The following is a 14456-nucleotide window of genomic DNA, read 5'->3' on the forward strand; positions in this document are numbered from 1 at the left end:
TCAGAGGCGCTCGAGGACGGTGGCGATGCCCATGCCGCCGCCGACGCAGAGGGTGACGACGCCGAAGCGCTGGTCGCGCCGCTCCAGCTCGTCGATGATCGTGCCGACCAGCATCGCGCCGGTCGCGCCGAGCGGGTGGCCGAGCGCGATCGCGCCACCGTTGACGTTGACCTTGTTCTCGATGTCGTCCGAGTTCAGGCCCATGTCCTTGGCGAACCGCAGGACGACGGCCGCGAAGGCTTCGTTCATCTCGAACAGGTCGATCTGGTCCACCGTCATGCCGGCTTTGGCGAGCGCCTTGCGGGTCGCCGGGGCGGGGCCGGTGAGCATGATCGCCGGGTCGGCGCCGCTGACGGCGGTGGCGAGGATGCGCGCCCGGGGGGTGAGGCCGAGGTCCTTGCCGACCTGCTCGTTGCCGATCAGGGTCAGCGAGGCGCCGTCGACGATCCCGGAGGAGTTGCCCGGGGTGTGGACGTGGTCGATCTTCTCGACCCAGTGGTACTTCTGCTGGATGACGGCGTCGAAGCCGCCCATCTCGCCGATCATCTCGAAGCTCGGCGACAGCTGGCCGAGGCCTTCGAGGGTGGAGTCCGCGCGCACGTGCTCGTCGTGGTCGAGCAGGACGACGCCGTTCCGGTCGCGGACCGGGATGAGCGAGCGGTTGAAGTAGCCGGACGCCTGCGCCTTGGCCGCGCGCTCCTGGGAGAGCAGCGCGTAGCGGTCGACGTCGGTGCGGGAGAAGCCCTCGATCGTCGCGATCATGTCCGCGCCGATGCCCTGGGGCGTGAAGTAGGTCTCGAACGCGGTCTCGGGGTCCATCGCCCACGCGCCGCCGTCGCTGCCCATCGCGACGCGGGACATGGACTCGACACCGCCGGCGAGGATCAGGTCCTCGAAGCCGGAGCGGACGCGCTGCGCGGCCTGGTTCACGGCCTCGAGGCCGGAGGCGCAGAAGCGGTTGAGCTGAACGCCGGCGACGGTCTCCGGCAGGTTCGCGAGCAGCGCCGCGGTCTTGGCGATGTCGGCGCCCTGCTCCCCGACGGGGGAGACGCAGCCGAGGACGAGGTCGTCGATCCGCTGCTCGTCCAGGTTGGGGTAACGCTCGCGCAGCGCGTCGATCAGGCCCACGACCAGGGAGATCGGCTTCACGCCGTGCAGGGAACCGGTCTTCTTGCCGCGCCCGCGGGGGGTGCGGATCGCGTCGTACACGAACGCTTCGGTGCTCACGGCTGCCTCCGAACGATAAGTGACTCGCCAGTAGCTTAGCGGCCCGACGTGGGCGGCCCGCCACCGGTCAGCATTGACTGCCTGTGCCGTGCAACACCCACATCGGTCGCCGAATTTCCGCGGCGGGCTAGGTTCGGCGCATGCATGATGCGCGCGAGTTGATCTCCCTCGGCGACGCGGCGGTCGCCGCCCTGGCCCGCCGGGGGTACACCCTGGATCCGGGCCCCGTCGCCGAGCTGCTGTCCGCCCGAAATGCGGCGATCCGCACCGGGGACGAGATGCGCGCGGAGTCCAAGCGCATCGCGGGCGAGGTCGGGAAGGCGGCCAAGTCCGGCGCGGACCGCGACGCGGTCGAGGCGCTCAAGGAGCAGGCGCGGACGCTCAAGGACCGGGTCCGCGAGACCGAGGAGGAGGCCGACCGGCTCAGCGCCGAGCTCCACGAGCTGATGCTCGGCATCCCGAACCTGCCGTCGCCGGACGCGCCGGACGGGCTCAGCGAGGACGACGCCGTCGAGGTCCGCCGGGTCGGCACGCCGCCGCCCCTCGAGGGCGAGGTGCGCGACCACGTCGACCTCGGCGAGGCCCTCGGGATCCTCGACTTCGGCCGGGCGACCAAGCTCTCGGGCCCGCGGTTCGCCGTCGCCCGCGGCGCCGGCGCCGCCCTGGAGCGTGCGATCGCGACCCTGTTCCTCGACCTGCACACCCGCCGCCACGGCTACACCGAGTTCTCGGTGCCGACGCTCGTCACCCGGGAGACGATGACCGGGACCGGCCAGCTGCCCAAGTTCGAGGCGGACCTGTTCGCGACCGCGGCCGGCGACCGGGAGCTGTTCCTGATCCCCACCGCCGAGGTGCCGCTGACCAACCTGCACGCGAACGAGATCCTCGACGCGTCCGCGCTGCCGCTGGCCTACACGGCCCACACGCCGTGCTACCGCTCGGAGGCCGGCTCCTACGGCCGCGACACCCGCGGGATCCTCCGGCTGCACCAGTTCTCGAAGGTCGAGCTCGTGCGGATCAGCACGGCCGAGACGTCCAACGCCGAGCTGGAACTGATGGTGTCTCACGCCGAGGCGTGCCTCGCCGAGCTCGAGCTGCCGTACCGCGTCGTCCGTCTCGCCGCGGGGGACATGGGCTTCTCCGCCCAGCTGACCTACGACCTCGAGGTCTGGCTGCCGAGCCAGGACCGGTACCGCGAGATCTCGTCCTGCTCGGACTGCGGGACGTTCCAGGCCCGCCGGGCCGGGATCCGCGTCCGCGGGGCGGACAACTCGCGGCAGCCGGCCGCGACCCTGAACGGCTCGGGCCTGCCGATCGGCCGGACGCTGGCCGCGATCCTCGAGAACTACCAGCAGCCCGACGGATCGGTGGAGATGCCGAAGGCGCTCGTGCCCTACCTCGGCTTCTCCGCGCTGGCGGCCGACGGCTCGCTCGTGTCGTGACGCTCTCGTCCCTGCTGCGCGCCGCGCCGACGGTCGACCTCGCCGCGATCGACTCCCGGTCCACGCCGGGATTCGCGGGGGACAAGGCGGCGGGGGAAGCCGCGCTCGCCGCGCTCGCGGCGCCCCTGGCCGACGTCCAGGAGCGGCTCTTCGCCGAGGGGGTCAGCGGGGGTCGGCGCTCGGTGCTGGTCGTGCTCCAGGGCATGGACACCTCGGGCAAGGACGGGACGATCCGCAAGGTCGTCGGGATGGTCGACCCGCAGGGCGTGCGGATCTTCTCGTTCAAGCGGCCCACCTCCGAGGAACTCGCGCACGACTTCCTGTGGCGGATTCGGCGGCGCCTGCCCGAGCCCGGGCTGATCGGGGTGTTCAACCGGTCCCACTACGAGGACGTCCTGATCGTGCGGGTGCACGACCTCGTGCCGCGCGAGGCCTGGGAGCGGCGCTACGACGCCATCAACGCTTTCGAGGCCGAGCTCGCCGAGGCCGGGACCACCGTGATCAAGGTGTTCCTCCACATCTCCGCGACCGACCAGGAGGAACGCCTCGCGGCTCGGCTCGAGGAGCGGGCGAAGCACTGGAAGTGGGACTCGGCCGACCTCGACGAGCGTCGGTACTGGAGCGCCTACCAGGAGGCCTACGAGGCCGTGCTGACGCGCTGCAACCCCGACTCCGCCCCGTGGTACGTCGTCCCCGCGGGCCGGAAGTGGTACCGCAACTGGGCGGTCGCGACCCTGCTGCACGAGACGCTGACGGCGATGGGCCCGACCTGGCCCGACCCGGGACTCGACGTTCCGGCGTTGCGCGCCCGGTTGCAGGACGAGAAGCCTGGTTGACGGGTGTCGGTCGAAGGAGGGTGACGGCATGCGGATCGCGATGAACGTCGGAGGAGACGTGCTCGGGGCGCCGGTCGCCCCGATCCAGATGGCCGCGGACGCGCAGACGGCGGAGGAGGCGGGTTTTCCCGCGGTCTGGACGACGCACGTCGCCCGGGGCACCGACACCCTGGCGGCGATGGCGGTCGCCGGCGCGCAGACCCGGTCGGTCGAGCTCGGCATCGGCGTCGTGCCGACCTACCCGCGGCACCCGCACGCCCTCGCGCAGACGGCCGCGACCGTGCAGTCGCTGTGCGGCGGGCGCTTCACGCTCGGGATCGGGTCCTCGCATCGACCAGTGATCGAGACCGCGCTCGGCCTGGAGTACGCCAGCCCCGCCGCCCACATGCGCGAGTACCTGCAGGTGCTCACCGCGCTGCTCAGCACCGGCGAGGTCAGCCACTCCGGCCGGTTCTACCGCGTCGAGGCGAGCTTCACCGTCGTCGGTGCGACGACGCCCTCGGTCCTCGTCGCCGCGCTCGGGCCGAAGATGGTCGAGGTCGCCGGGACGTACGCCGACGGGACCGTCACGTGGATGACGGGGGCGCGGGGGATCGGCGAGCAGATCGCACCGGGGCTGGCGAAGGCGGCGGAGGCGGCGGGTCGCCCGGCGCCCCGGATCGTCGTCGGCGTCCCGGTGGCGGTGTGCGACGACGTCGACGCCGGTCGGGCGGCCGCGCTGGCGACGTTCGCGCGTTACCACACCCTCGACAACTACCGCGCCCAGTACGACCGCGAAGGGTCGTCAGGTGTCGTGGACCAGACGATCTACGGGCCGGAGGAGACCGTGCTCCGCCGGCTGCGGGAACTGCGCGACGCCGGCGCCACCGAGCTGTGGGCGGTGCCGTTCGGGGCCGGGCCCGACCCGGCCGCCGGCATCGCGCGGACTGTCACGTTCCTCGCGTCACTCGCTCCAGAGCTCTGAGTCGACTGACTTCCCGTCAGTTGGCCGGACCGGTGGTCGAGGTGAGAACGGACCGGCGCTGACCGGGGATGCGCCGCGCGAAGTTGGCCTCCTGCAGGAGCTTGTGCTCGGTGCAGAACCACATCGTCGCGCGGTAGAGGGGAGTGGTCACGGTGACCTGGTGAGGCGCCGGGGCGCCGCACTCCGGGTGCTCGTTCGAGCTGAACCAGGAGCAGGTGTGCATGTCGTCCTCCGTGCAAAGGGTCGCCGGTGCAGGCGGTGTGGTGCGGGTCGCTCCATTCCCCAACTCAGACGGGCGCGCATCCAAACCGGTTTCCTGGGGAGGGGAAATCCACCGGTCGACCGGCCTTGAGTCAGCCGAACGGCCGGTTTCGCGGGGACGTACCCGGAAAAATCGGGCCGCCGGCGGCTGGACCTGGCGTCGGAAGCACGGTGTGCTGGACCCGCCGGTCGAACGTCAGGTCAGGAGTCTTTGATGCCGCAGCCCGAAGGTGCCGAACTCGAGGCGGTCCGCGCCCGTCGCGAGGAGTTGAAGGCCAAGTACGTGCGCCCCCGGGCGGAGCGGCCGGCGCCGCCGACGGGCGGGATCCACCACCTTGCGCTGATCTGTCGCGATGTCGAGGAGACCATCCGCTTCTACCAGGAGTTCCTCGGCTTCCCGCTGGTCGAACTCGTGGAGAACCGCGACTACGCCGGGTCGAGCCACTTCTTCTTCGACCTCGGCAACCGGACCCTGCTCGGGTTCTTCGACTTCCCCGGGCACGAGCACCCCGAGTTCACCGAGACCCTCGGCAACGTCCAGCACATCGCGCTCTCCGTCACCCCCGAGCGCTTCGACGAGATCCGGGCCAAGCTCGACGGCGCCGGCGTCGACTACCTCGGCCCCGACCGCGGCGTCCACAACAGCCTGTACATCCGCGACCCCAACGGCACCGGGATCGAGTTCTACCGGGAGCGCCAGGGCTGGTTCGAGGACGTCCACCTCGTGGACTGACCCTCGTGGGCTGACCCTCGTGGACTGACCCGGACCCGGGGGATCCGGTTGCACAGTTCGAACGCGTGTTCGACAATGGTGGGGTGAGTGCCACCGTCGCCGACCTGCGGGCCCTGCTCGAGCGGGCACAGCCCGGAGCGGTGCGCGTCGCCACGGAGACGCAGGCGACGAGTGGGGTGCTGCCGGTCGCGGCGGCGCTGCGGCCGCTGTTCCCGGGTGGCGGGCTGCGGCGGGGAACCGCCGTCGAGATCGGGGTCCGTGAGGACGCGGTCCCGGTCGGCCCGCGCGGTCGGCGGCCGTCGGGTTCGCCGTCGGGTTCGCTGTCGGGTTCGCCGTCGGGTTCGCCGTCGGGCGGGTACGACGAGCGGCCCGGGGCCGGCGGGTGCTCGCTGGTGCTGGCGCTGCTCGCGGAGGCCTCGGCCGCGGGCTCGTGGTGCGTGCTGGTCGGGGCACCCGGGCTCGGGCTCGCCGCGGCCGCCGAGGTGGGCATCGACCTGAGCCGGTTCGCGCTGGTCCCGGCGCCGGGGCAGAACTGGGCCCGCGCGGTCGGGGCGCTGCTGGACGGCTTCGACCTCGTCGTCGCCCGGCCGCCGGCGGACCTGGCCCCGGCCGAGGCGCGGGCGCTGACCGCCCGGGCCCGCCACCACGGGACCGTCCTGGTCTCGCTCGGTCCGTGGCCGGGTGCCCAGGTGCGGCTCACGCCCGTCCACTCGCGGTGGGAGGGCCTGGGGAACGGGCACGGCCGCCTGAGTGCGCGCCGGCTCCGGGTTTCCGCCACCGGTCGCGGCACCGCGGGCGGCCGGACGCGCAGTGCCGAGCTCTGGCTCCCGGCCGCCGACGGCACGCCCGCCGCTCTGGAGGCGGCGTTCGTCCCGCCGGTCGAGGCGGCCGGGTGAGGCGTGGCGGGGCGCGGTCGGGTGGGGTTCAGCTGCCGGGCGAGGGGGCTCCGGCCTCCGGGAACAGCTCCGGGCGCAGCCAGCCGGCCTGGACGAGCAGGTGGACGTACTCGGGGTCGGCGATCGTGACCTCCGGCGGCAGGCCGAGGGCGACGGCGCGGTTGCGGACCTCCTCGAGGCGGCGTAGAAGCGTCTCGGTGGTGACGCGCAGCTCCCGCGCGACCTGCTCGATGCCTGGAGGCCACTCCGTCAGCAGCGGGGGCCACTCGAGCAGGTCGGGGAACAGCAGGCGCAGGGCCTCCAGTTCGGCATGCGTCGGGTCGCCGGGGAGGCCGCCGGAGGAGTTCGAGCGGCCGGGGCGGGCCGAGGCGAGCCGGGTGTCGTCCTCGAGAAGCACCCAGTGCTCGCGCACGATCGAGCCGACGACCCGCAGGGCGACCCGGGGCGCCGAGGTCGTCTCCTCGCGCTGGGCGTACCGCGGGGGCTGGCCCCAGGGGTGGATGAGGACCCCGTTGCGGTTGGTGGACTCGAACGCCCAGCCGTCCTCGGTGCACGTCACCGTGAGCGCCAGTCGGGAGATCCGGGCGTCGTGGGTGTGCCCGATCGGGAGCTCCGCGGCGCGGCCGACGGTCACCGAGTCGCCGGGATGCAGACCTCGGGTGCCGAGGGTGTGCAGTACGTCGTCGATGCGTTCGACCACGACCAGTCGACGATCGCCCAACACGACACCTCCGGTTGTGCCCGATTTGGGCCCAAGTGTCGGTCACCTTAGGGCGAGGTTCCCGCGTGTGGCCACTGTGCGGCGCGTCCCGACTCGCCGAACCGCTTGACTTGCTCGAACATGCGTTCGAACATCGAGGTATGGGACGTGCGGCGCGGACGATCGCGATCTGGTCGCCGGACTGGCCGGTGGTGACCGCCGCCGCGGCCGCGGGGCTGGACCCGGCCGCCCCCGCCGCGGTGCTCGCGTCCGGGCGCGTCCTCGCCTGCACGGCCTCGGCCCGGGAGGCCGGGGTGCGGCGCGGGTTGCGGCGGCGCGAGGCCCAGTACCGCTGCCCGAACCTGGCGATTCTCCCCCGCGACCTCGCCGAGGAGTCCCGCGCGTTCGAGCCGATCGTCGTCGCCGTCGAGTCGCTGGCGCCGGGGGTCGAGATCGTCCGGCCGGGGCTGTGCACGGTCTCCGCCCGGGGGCCCGCCCGGTACTTCGGGGGCGACGAGGCGGCCGCCGCGCGCCTGGCCGACGAGGCCTCCGCGGCCGGCCCGGGCGACCTGTGCCGGGCCGGGGTCGCCGAGGGCGCGTTCGCCGCCGCCCTGGCCGCGCGGGTGGGCCGGATCGTGCCGGCGGGGCAGACCCCGGAATTCCTCGCCCCCTACCCGGTCGACGTCCTCGACCGGCCCGACCTCGCCGATCTGCTCCGCCGGCTCGGCCTGCGGACCCTCGGGGACTTCGCCGGGCTGCCGCCGGCCGACGTCACGGCCCGGTTCGGGGCCGACGGCGGCTTCGCCCATCGGCTGGCCCGGGGCGAGGACCCCCTGCCGCCGGACGGGCGGACCCCACCGCCGGACCTCGTCGTCACCACCCACCTCGACCCGCCCGCCGAGCAGGTGGAGCGCGCCGCGTTCGCCGCCCGCCCGCTCGCCGACCAGTTGCACGCCCGGCTGACCGCGGTCGGCCTGGGTTGCACCCGGCTCGTGGTGGAGGCCGAGACCGAGACCGGCGAACGCTACGAACGCATCTGGCGCTACGAGGGCGTGCTGGACGCCGCGGCGATCGCCGAGCGCGTCCGCTGGCAGCTCGACGGGTGGCTGACGGCCAGTCAGAGTCGTGCCGGTCAGGTCAAGCACCGGCCTCGCGGTGGGATCGCCGTCCTGCGCCTGGCGCCGGACGAGGTGATCCCGCACGGGGGTGACCAGCTCGGGTTCTGGACGCACGGCGCCGACGCCGAGGCCGCCGAGCGCGCCGGCCGGGCGCTGGCCCGGGTGCAGGGGATGCTCGGCCAGCCGGCCGTCCTCACCGCGGTGCTGGCCGGCGGCCGGGGCCCGGGGGAGCGGATCCGTTACGTCGCGTGGGGCGACCCGCGCGGCCCGCTCGAGCGCGAGGCCGAGGAGACGGGCCCGTGGCCCGGGCGGATCCCCGCCCCCAGCCCGGCCCTGGTCCCGCCGTCCCCGGTCCCGGCCCAGCTCGTCGACGACGGTGGGCTCCCGGTCGCGATCAGCTCCCGCTATGCGATCTCCGCCCCGCCCGCAAAGCTCCGCGTGGGCGAGGAGTCCCCGCGGCCCGTGCTGTCCTGGGCCGGTCCCTGGCCCGCCGAGGAGCGCTGGTGGGACCCGGCCGCCCGGGCCGACGGGACCGCTGGGGTGAAGGTCCGCGTCCAGGTCGCCACCGCCGACGGCACCGGCTGGCTGCTGATCAGCCAGGGCGGCCGCTGGTTCGTCGAGGCGGTCTATGACTGACGCGGGCGGGGGCTGAGATGGGGTGGGAGAACCCGCCGATGCCGTGGCGGGAGCTGGAGAAGCGGCTGTCGGGGAAGTTCCCGCCGACTGGCCAGAACCGGGCCCCTGAGGACCAGGCTGAGAACCGGGCACCCAACGGGCAGAAGCTGGCGTTCGGGCCGGAGGTGGAGCGGCCGGGGAGTTACCGGCGGGCGCCGTACCGGCCGAAGGAGATCGAGCGCGCGACCGACGTCGTGCCCTACGCCGAGCTGCACGCGCACTCGAACTTCAGCTTCCTCGACGGGGCGAGCCACCCGGAGGAGATGGTCGAGGAGGCGGTGCGGCTCGGGTTGACCGGGCTCGCGATCACCGACCACGACGGGTTCTACGGCGTCGTCCGGTTCGCGGAGGCGGCCGAGAAGCACGGCCTGTCGACGATCTTCGGCTCGGAGCTCTCGCTCGGTCTGACGAAGGCTCAGAACGGCGTGCCGGATCCGGAGGGGACGCACCTGCTCGTCCTCGCGCGGGATCCGGACGGGTACGCCCGCCTCTCGACCGTGATCAGCGAAGGTCACGCGCGGGGTGGGGAGAAGGGCCGACCGATCCATCACCTCGAGGAGGTGGCCGCGGCGGCCGACGGGCACTGGCTGATCCTCACCGGGTGCCGGAAGGGCGCGGTGCCGGCCGCGTTGACCAGGCCCGGGCCGCACGGCGGCGAGGAGGCGGCGGCGCGTGAGCTCGACCGCCTGGTCGCGCTGTTCGGCCGGGACCACGTCGCCGTCGAGCTGACCGCCCACGGCTACCCGGACGACGACGCGCGGCTCGATGCGCTCGCCGGCCTGGCTCGCCGCTTCCGGCTCCCGGCCGTCGCGACGGGCAACGCCCACTACGCGACGCCCGAGCGGCGCCGGCTCGCGACCGCCCTCGCGGCGGTGCGGGCGCGGCGCAGTCTCGACGAGCTGGCCGGCTGGCTGCCCGCGGCCGGGACGGCGCACCTGCACTCCGGGGCGGAGATGGCGGCGCGGTTCGCGCGGTACCCCGGCGCGGTCGCGAGCGCCCACGCCCTCGGGCAGGAGTGCGCTTTCAACCTCTCGCTGATCCGTCCCCGGCTGCCGGACTTCCCGGTCCCGGCCGGGCACACCGCGATGAGCTGGTTGCGCGAGCTCACCTACCGCGGGGCGCGGGAGCGCTACGGCCCGCGGGAGGCGGAGACCCAGCCGGGCGCCTGGGCGCAGATCGACCACGAGCTCGCGATGATCGAGCGGCTGGACTTCCCGGGCTACTTCCTCATCGTCCACGAGATCGTCGACTTCGCGCGCAGCCAGAACATCCTCTGCCAGGGCCGCGGCTCGGCCGCGAACTCCGCGGTCTGTTACGCGCTCGGCATCACCGCCGTCGACGCCGTCTACTACCAACTGCTCTTCGAACGCTTCCTCTCGCCGGAACGCGGCGAACCGCCGGACATCGACATCGACATCGAGTCCGGCCGCCGGGAGGAGGTCATCCAGCACGTGTACGAGCGCTACGGACGCCGGCACGCGGCGCAGGTCGCGAACGTCATCTCCTACCGGCCGCGGTCGGCGGTGCGCGACATGGCCAAGGCGCTCGGGTACTCGACCGGTGCCCAGGACGCCTTCGCGAAGGAGGTGCACCGTTACAGCGGTGACGTTTCCGACACCGACGACATGCCCGCGGACGTGCTCGAACTGGCCGGGCAGGTGGCGCGCTTCCCGCGGCACCTGGGCATCCACTCCGGGGGGATGGTGATCTGCGACCGTCCGGTGGTGGAGGTCGTCCCGGTCGAGTGGGCGCGGATGGAGAACCGCACCGTCATCCAGTGGGACAAGGACGACTGCGCCTCGCCGCTGGTCAACCTCGTCAAGTTCGACCTGCTCGGGCTCGGGATGCTCTCGGCGCTGCACGGCTGCTTCGACCTGATCCGCGACGTCCACGGCACGGAGTGGACGCTGCAGTCGATGCCGAAGGAGGACCCCGAGGTCTACGAGATGCTCTGCCGGGCGGACTCGGTCGGGGTGTTCCAGGTCGAGTCCCGGGCGCAGATGGCGACGCTGCCGCGGCTCAAGCCACGCTGCTTCTACGACCTCGTGCTGGAGATCGCGCTGATCCGGCCCGGGCCGATCCAGGGCGGCTCGGTGCACCCGTTCATCCGTCGCCGCGCGGGCAAGGAGCCGATCACCTACCCGCACCCGTCGCTGGAGAACTGCCTGAAACGCACGCTCGGCGTCCCGATGTTCCAGGAACAGCTCATGCAGATGGTGGTCGATGCTGCCGGCTGCACGCCCGAGCAGGCCGACCGGGTCCGGCGCGCGGTCGGGTCGAAGCGGTCGCCGGAGCGGGTCGCCGAACTGCGCGCCGAGCTCTACGAGGGCATGCGCCGCACCCACGGCATCACCGGCGAGACGGCGGACACGATCTTCAACCTGATCGCGGCGTTCGCGAACTTCGGCTTCGCCGAGAGCCACTCGATCAGCTTCGCGCTGCTGGTCTACGCCAGCTCGTGGCAGAAGTTGCGCTACCCGGCCGCGTTCTGCGCCGCGCTGCTCAACGCCCAGCCGATGGGGTTCTACTCACCGCAGTCGCTGGTCGCCGACGCCCGTCGGCACGGGGTCGAGGTGCGGCGGCCGGACGTCAACCTCTCCGCCGCCGGGGCGAGTCTGGAGCCGGCCGGGCCGGGGAACCGTGAGCCGGAGACCTCCTGGGGGAGGGCCGCGATCCGGCTCGGGCTCTCCGGGGTCCGCTCGATCGGGGACGATCTCGCCGAGCGGATCGAGTCCGAACGCCGCGCGAACGGCCCGTACGTCGACCTCGCCGACTTCGCGCGGCGGACGTCGGCCGGCGCCGCGCACATCGAGGCGCTCTCCACCGCGGGGGCGTTCGACAGTCTCGGCCTCGCCCGGCGCGAGGCGCTGTGGGCGGCGGGGGCCGTCGCGCAGACGGGGCCGGATCAGATCGCCGGCACGGTGGTCGGGCACCGGGCCCCGCGGCTGCCGGAGCTGGAGCAGGTCGAACTGACGATGGCCGACCTGTGGGCCACCGGCATCACCCCGGACGGGCACCCGATGGAGAACATGCGGGCGCACCTGAACCCCGACATCCTCCCGATCTCCGCCCTCGCCACCACGCCCGACCGCTCGAAGGTTCGCGTGGCCGGTGTGGTGACGCACCGTCAGCAGCCGCAGACCGCGGCCGGCACGATCTTCCTCAACCTCGAGGACGAGACCGGCATGCTCAACGTCATCTGCTCCCCGGGGGCGTGGGCCCGGCACCGGCGGATCGCGCGCGACTCCGCGGCGCTGGTGATCCGCGGTCGGTTGGAGCGCTCCGAGGGGGTCATCAGCCTGGTCGCGGAGAACTTCGTCCGCCTCGAGATGGCCGTCGGCTCCAGATCCCGCGATTTCCGCTGACGCACCGCTAGGTTCCGCCCATGAACACGCGCGCGCAGGTCGCCTGCGCCTGGGCCGGGGCGATCGGCATCAGCCTCACCCTCGTCGCCCTGCTGACCGCCGACCTGCTGCCGGCCCCCGCGGCCGCCTGGAGCGCCGAGGAACTCGCGGCCTGGTACACCGAGAACCGGAACCGGATCCGGACCGGCGCCGTGCTCGGGGTGCTCTCGACCGCCGGCTGGGGTGCGCTGATGGCCGTGGCCTGGATGCAGTTGAAGGCCCGGTCCGCGACGTTGGCCGCGCTGCACGGCATCGCCGGGGCGGTCACCTACGTCGCGCTGATCCTGACCTTCACCTGCCTGGGCGTCGCCGCGTTCCGTCCCGACCGGGCTCCGGACACCACTCAGGCGCTGCACGACCTGGCCTGGTTCTGCCTGCTGTTCACGGTCGTCGCGCCGGCCACCCAGGCCATTGCGGCCGGGCTGGCCATCCTGACCGGCGGGGGAGCCGAGGCCGGGCCGGAGTTCCCGCGCTGGTTGGGCTACCTCGGCTGCTGGGCCGGGGCGCTTTTCGTCCCGGGCATCCTGCTCGTCTTCTTCCAGGACGGGGTGTTCGCCTATCAGGGCGTGATCCCGTACCTCATTCCCCTGGTCGCCTTCGGAACCTGGGTACTCGGCCTGGCTTGGGGGTGCCGCCGAGCCGCCCTGGCCCAGTAGGTTCCGGTCATGAATACGCGGAGTCAGATCGTCTGTGGCCTGGCGGGCATCCTCGGGGTGCTGGTCATCCTCCCCGCCTTTCTCATCGCGGACTACTTCGTGCCGCCGGCCGCGGACTGGACCCCGCAGGAGTTCTCCGACTTCTACCGCGGGGAGACGGACCGGATCCGGGCCGGGTTGCTGATGTTGCTGCTCGCGGTCGTCGGCTGGGGTGCGGTGGTCGCCGTCATCACCGTCCAGATGCTGCGGTACGAGGGCCGGCGTCCGGTGCTGACCGCGCTGTTCGCCCTCTCCGGCATCACCACCTATGTGCTCCTCACGCTGTTCGGTGTCTTCCTGACGGCGGCGGCGTTCCGGCCGGAACGCTCGGGGGAGGACATCCAGCTGCTGCACGACGTCGGCTGGTTCATGGCGTTCCTGACCGCCCCGGCGTTCGCCACTCAGGCGTTCGCCCTCGGTGCGACCGTGCTCGGCGCCCGGACCGCGGTGCACCCGCGCTGGTTCGGGTATCTCAACCTCTGGATCGGCGTCCTGCTCCTGCCCGGCGTGCTGCTGCTCTTCTTCCACGACGGCCCGTTCGCTTACCACGGCGTCATCTCGTACTGGATCCCGCTGTTCACCTTCGGCGGCTGGATGGCCGTCATGGGGATGATCGCGGTGCTGACCGCGCAGGCGGAGGCGAAGGCCGGGGCCGGGCTCGAGGCCCGGGAGGCCGTTCCGGTCTAGGTGCCCTCCGGCATGCCCTTCGTCAGGCGCGCGATCTGCCAGGCGTGGGCGACGGTCCGGCCGGCGCTGTCCCGGACGACGGCGCGCTCGTCGAACCACCCGTCCGCGGGTGTCACCTGGCCGGCGGAGACGGTCACCGCGAGCGGGCCGGGGGCCGGTTGCGTGCGCAGGTGCCAGGTCATCGAGACCGTCGGCGACCAACCGACGTAGCCGAGCTGGAACGGTGTCGGGACCAGGGCGTCGGCCGCGACGATCGCGATGAACGGGTCGGGGTCCTCGCCGGTGAGCAGCCGGACCCAGGCCGTCACGACGGCGTCCGGACGGTCCGGTCCGACGACGTCGCGCGGCCCGAAGCCGAGTGGGTAGCGGACCGAGACGCTGTCGAGGATCGACGGGCCTGCTCCGGGGCGAAGGCCGGGCGGTGTGCACTGGCTCTCGTCGACCGGGAGGACCGACGGGTCCGCCGGCACGTCGTCGGTCGGGGTGTCCGTGCAGACGACCGTCGACTCCAGGATCATGACGCCGTTCTGCCGGAGCAGCACCCGGGCGTTGGACAGCGTCCGGCCGGTCCCGTTGACGGTCACCTCGAGCTCGGCCGGCCCCGGGCGGGAGGCCTTGAAGAACGTCGTGGAGACGGACTGGGGGTGCTCGCGTCCGGTCTCGGCCAGGGCGGCCCGCGCGGTGATCGCCGCCAGATACCCGCCGTTGGGGTTGCCGAACGCGCTCCAGTACGGAGTGAGCTCGGCGGTGTAGCGGCCGGGGCCGGTGGCGGAGACGGCGGTGGCCTCGGCGAAGGTCATGGGGTCGAAGAGTACCCA

At 73.0% G+C, this 14456-nt stretch carries 13 protein-coding genes; 9 read left to right on the forward strand and 4 right to left on the reverse strand.

Going from position 1 to position 14456, the window contains the following annotated elements; translation table 11 throughout:
* A complete protein-coding gene (locus SPOPO_RS0117320) occupies positions 1 to 1227 on the reverse strand; it encodes an acetyl-CoA C-acetyltransferase (protein WP_019876208.1) in 1227 nt (408 codons plus the stop codon).
* Between the two features lie 140 nt (positions 1228 to 1367).
* On the opposite strand from SPOPO_RS0117320, the gene serS reads away from it, so the two are divergent.
* Genes serS through SPOPO_RS0117335 form a run of 3 tightly spaced genes read left to right on the forward strand, consistent with a single transcriptional unit; the run spans position 1368 to position 4469 of the window.
* Positions 1368 to 2669 carry a serine--tRNA ligase gene (gene serS, locus SPOPO_RS0117325; RefSeq protein WP_028984868.1) on the forward strand — a complete coding sequence of 434 codons (1302 nt, stop codon included), beginning with the start codon at positions 1368 to 1370 and terminating at the stop codon, positions 2667 to 2669.
* Complete coding sequence (locus SPOPO_RS0117330) at positions 2666 to 3505, forward strand: PPK2 family polyphosphate kinase (RefSeq protein WP_019876210.1); 840 nt, start codon at positions 2666 to 2668, stop codon at positions 3503 to 3505. Before serS ends, SPOPO_RS0117330 begins: the two co-directional genes overlap by 4 nt.
* 28 nt (positions 3506 to 3533) lie before the next feature.
* Positions 3534 to 4469, forward strand: coding sequence for a TIGR03564 family F420-dependent LLM class oxidoreductase (locus SPOPO_RS0117335; protein ID WP_019876211.1), 936 nt, complete (start codon positions 3534 to 3536; stop codon positions 4467 to 4469).
* 16 nt (positions 4470 to 4485) lie between these two features.
* Here SPOPO_RS0117335 and SPOPO_RS0117340 read toward each other — a convergent pair whose 3' ends face one another.
* Positions 4486 to 4692 (reverse strand): hypothetical protein, encoded by a 207-nt coding sequence (locus SPOPO_RS0117340; RefSeq protein ID WP_019876212.1) that lies wholly within the window; start codon positions 4690 to 4692, stop codon positions 4486 to 4488.
* Between the two features lie 252 nt (positions 4693 to 4944).
* Here SPOPO_RS0117340 and SPOPO_RS30235 point away from each other — a divergent pair, with 252 nt between their 5' ends.
* Together SPOPO_RS30235 and SPOPO_RS30240 are read left to right on the forward strand one after the other, a co-directional pair.
* Positions 4945 to 5463, forward strand: coding sequence for a VOC family protein (locus tag SPOPO_RS30235; protein ID WP_019876213.1), 519 nt, complete (start codon positions 4945 to 4947; stop codon positions 5461 to 5463).
* A gap of 83 nt (positions 5464 to 5546) precedes the next feature.
* Positions 5547 to 6359 (forward strand): hypothetical protein, encoded by an 813-nt coding sequence (locus SPOPO_RS30240; protein WP_156869976.1) that lies wholly within the window; start codon positions 5547 to 5549, stop codon positions 6357 to 6359.
* Between the two features lie 28 nt (positions 6360 to 6387).
* Here SPOPO_RS30240 and SPOPO_RS0117355 read toward each other — a convergent pair whose 3' ends face one another.
* The gene (locus SPOPO_RS0117355; protein WP_156869978.1) at positions 6388 to 7080 is read right to left on the reverse strand and encodes a hypothetical protein; all 693 of its coding nucleotides are present in this window, start codon (positions 7078 to 7080) and stop codon (positions 6388 to 6390) included.
* Positions 7081 to 7220: 140 nt separating this feature from the next.
* On the opposite strand from SPOPO_RS0117355, the gene SPOPO_RS0117360 reads away from it, so the two are divergent.
* The 4 genes from SPOPO_RS0117360 to SPOPO_RS33035 are packed head-to-tail and all read left to right on the forward strand — an operon-like array spanning position 7221 to position 13638.
* Positions 7221 to 8813 carry a DNA polymerase Y family protein gene (locus SPOPO_RS0117360; protein ID WP_019876217.1) on the forward strand — a complete coding sequence of 531 codons (1593 nt, stop codon included), beginning with the start codon at positions 7221 to 7223 and terminating at the stop codon, positions 8811 to 8813.
* Between the two features lie 17 nt (positions 8814 to 8830).
* The gene (locus tag SPOPO_RS0117365; protein ID WP_019876218.1) at positions 8831 to 12217 is read left to right on the forward strand and encodes an error-prone DNA polymerase; all 3387 of its coding nucleotides are present in this window, start codon (positions 8831 to 8833) and stop codon (positions 12215 to 12217) included.
* Positions 12218 to 12237: 20 nt separating this feature from the next.
* Complete coding sequence (locus SPOPO_RS0117370) at positions 12238 to 12912, forward strand: hypothetical protein (RefSeq protein ID WP_019876219.1); 675 nt, start codon at positions 12238 to 12240, stop codon at positions 12910 to 12912.
* A gap of 9 nt (positions 12913 to 12921) precedes the next feature.
* Positions 12922 to 13638, forward strand: coding sequence for a hypothetical protein (locus SPOPO_RS33035; RefSeq protein ID WP_019876220.1), 717 nt, complete (start codon positions 12922 to 12924; stop codon positions 13636 to 13638).
* Here SPOPO_RS33035 and SPOPO_RS0117380 read toward each other — a convergent pair.
* Positions 13635 to 14438, reverse strand: coding sequence for a thioesterase family protein (locus SPOPO_RS0117380; protein WP_019876221.1), 804 nt, complete (start codon positions 14436 to 14438; stop codon positions 13635 to 13637). The two genes, SPOPO_RS33035 and SPOPO_RS0117380, sit on opposite strands and share 4 nt — an antisense overlap.
* Between the last annotated feature and the right edge of the window lie 18 nt (positions 14439 to 14456).

Source organism: Sporichthya polymorpha DSM 43042, assembly GCF_000384115.1.
GTDB classification, from domain to species: Bacteria; Actinomycetota; Actinomycetes; order Sporichthyales; family Sporichthyaceae; genus Sporichthya; species Sporichthya polymorpha.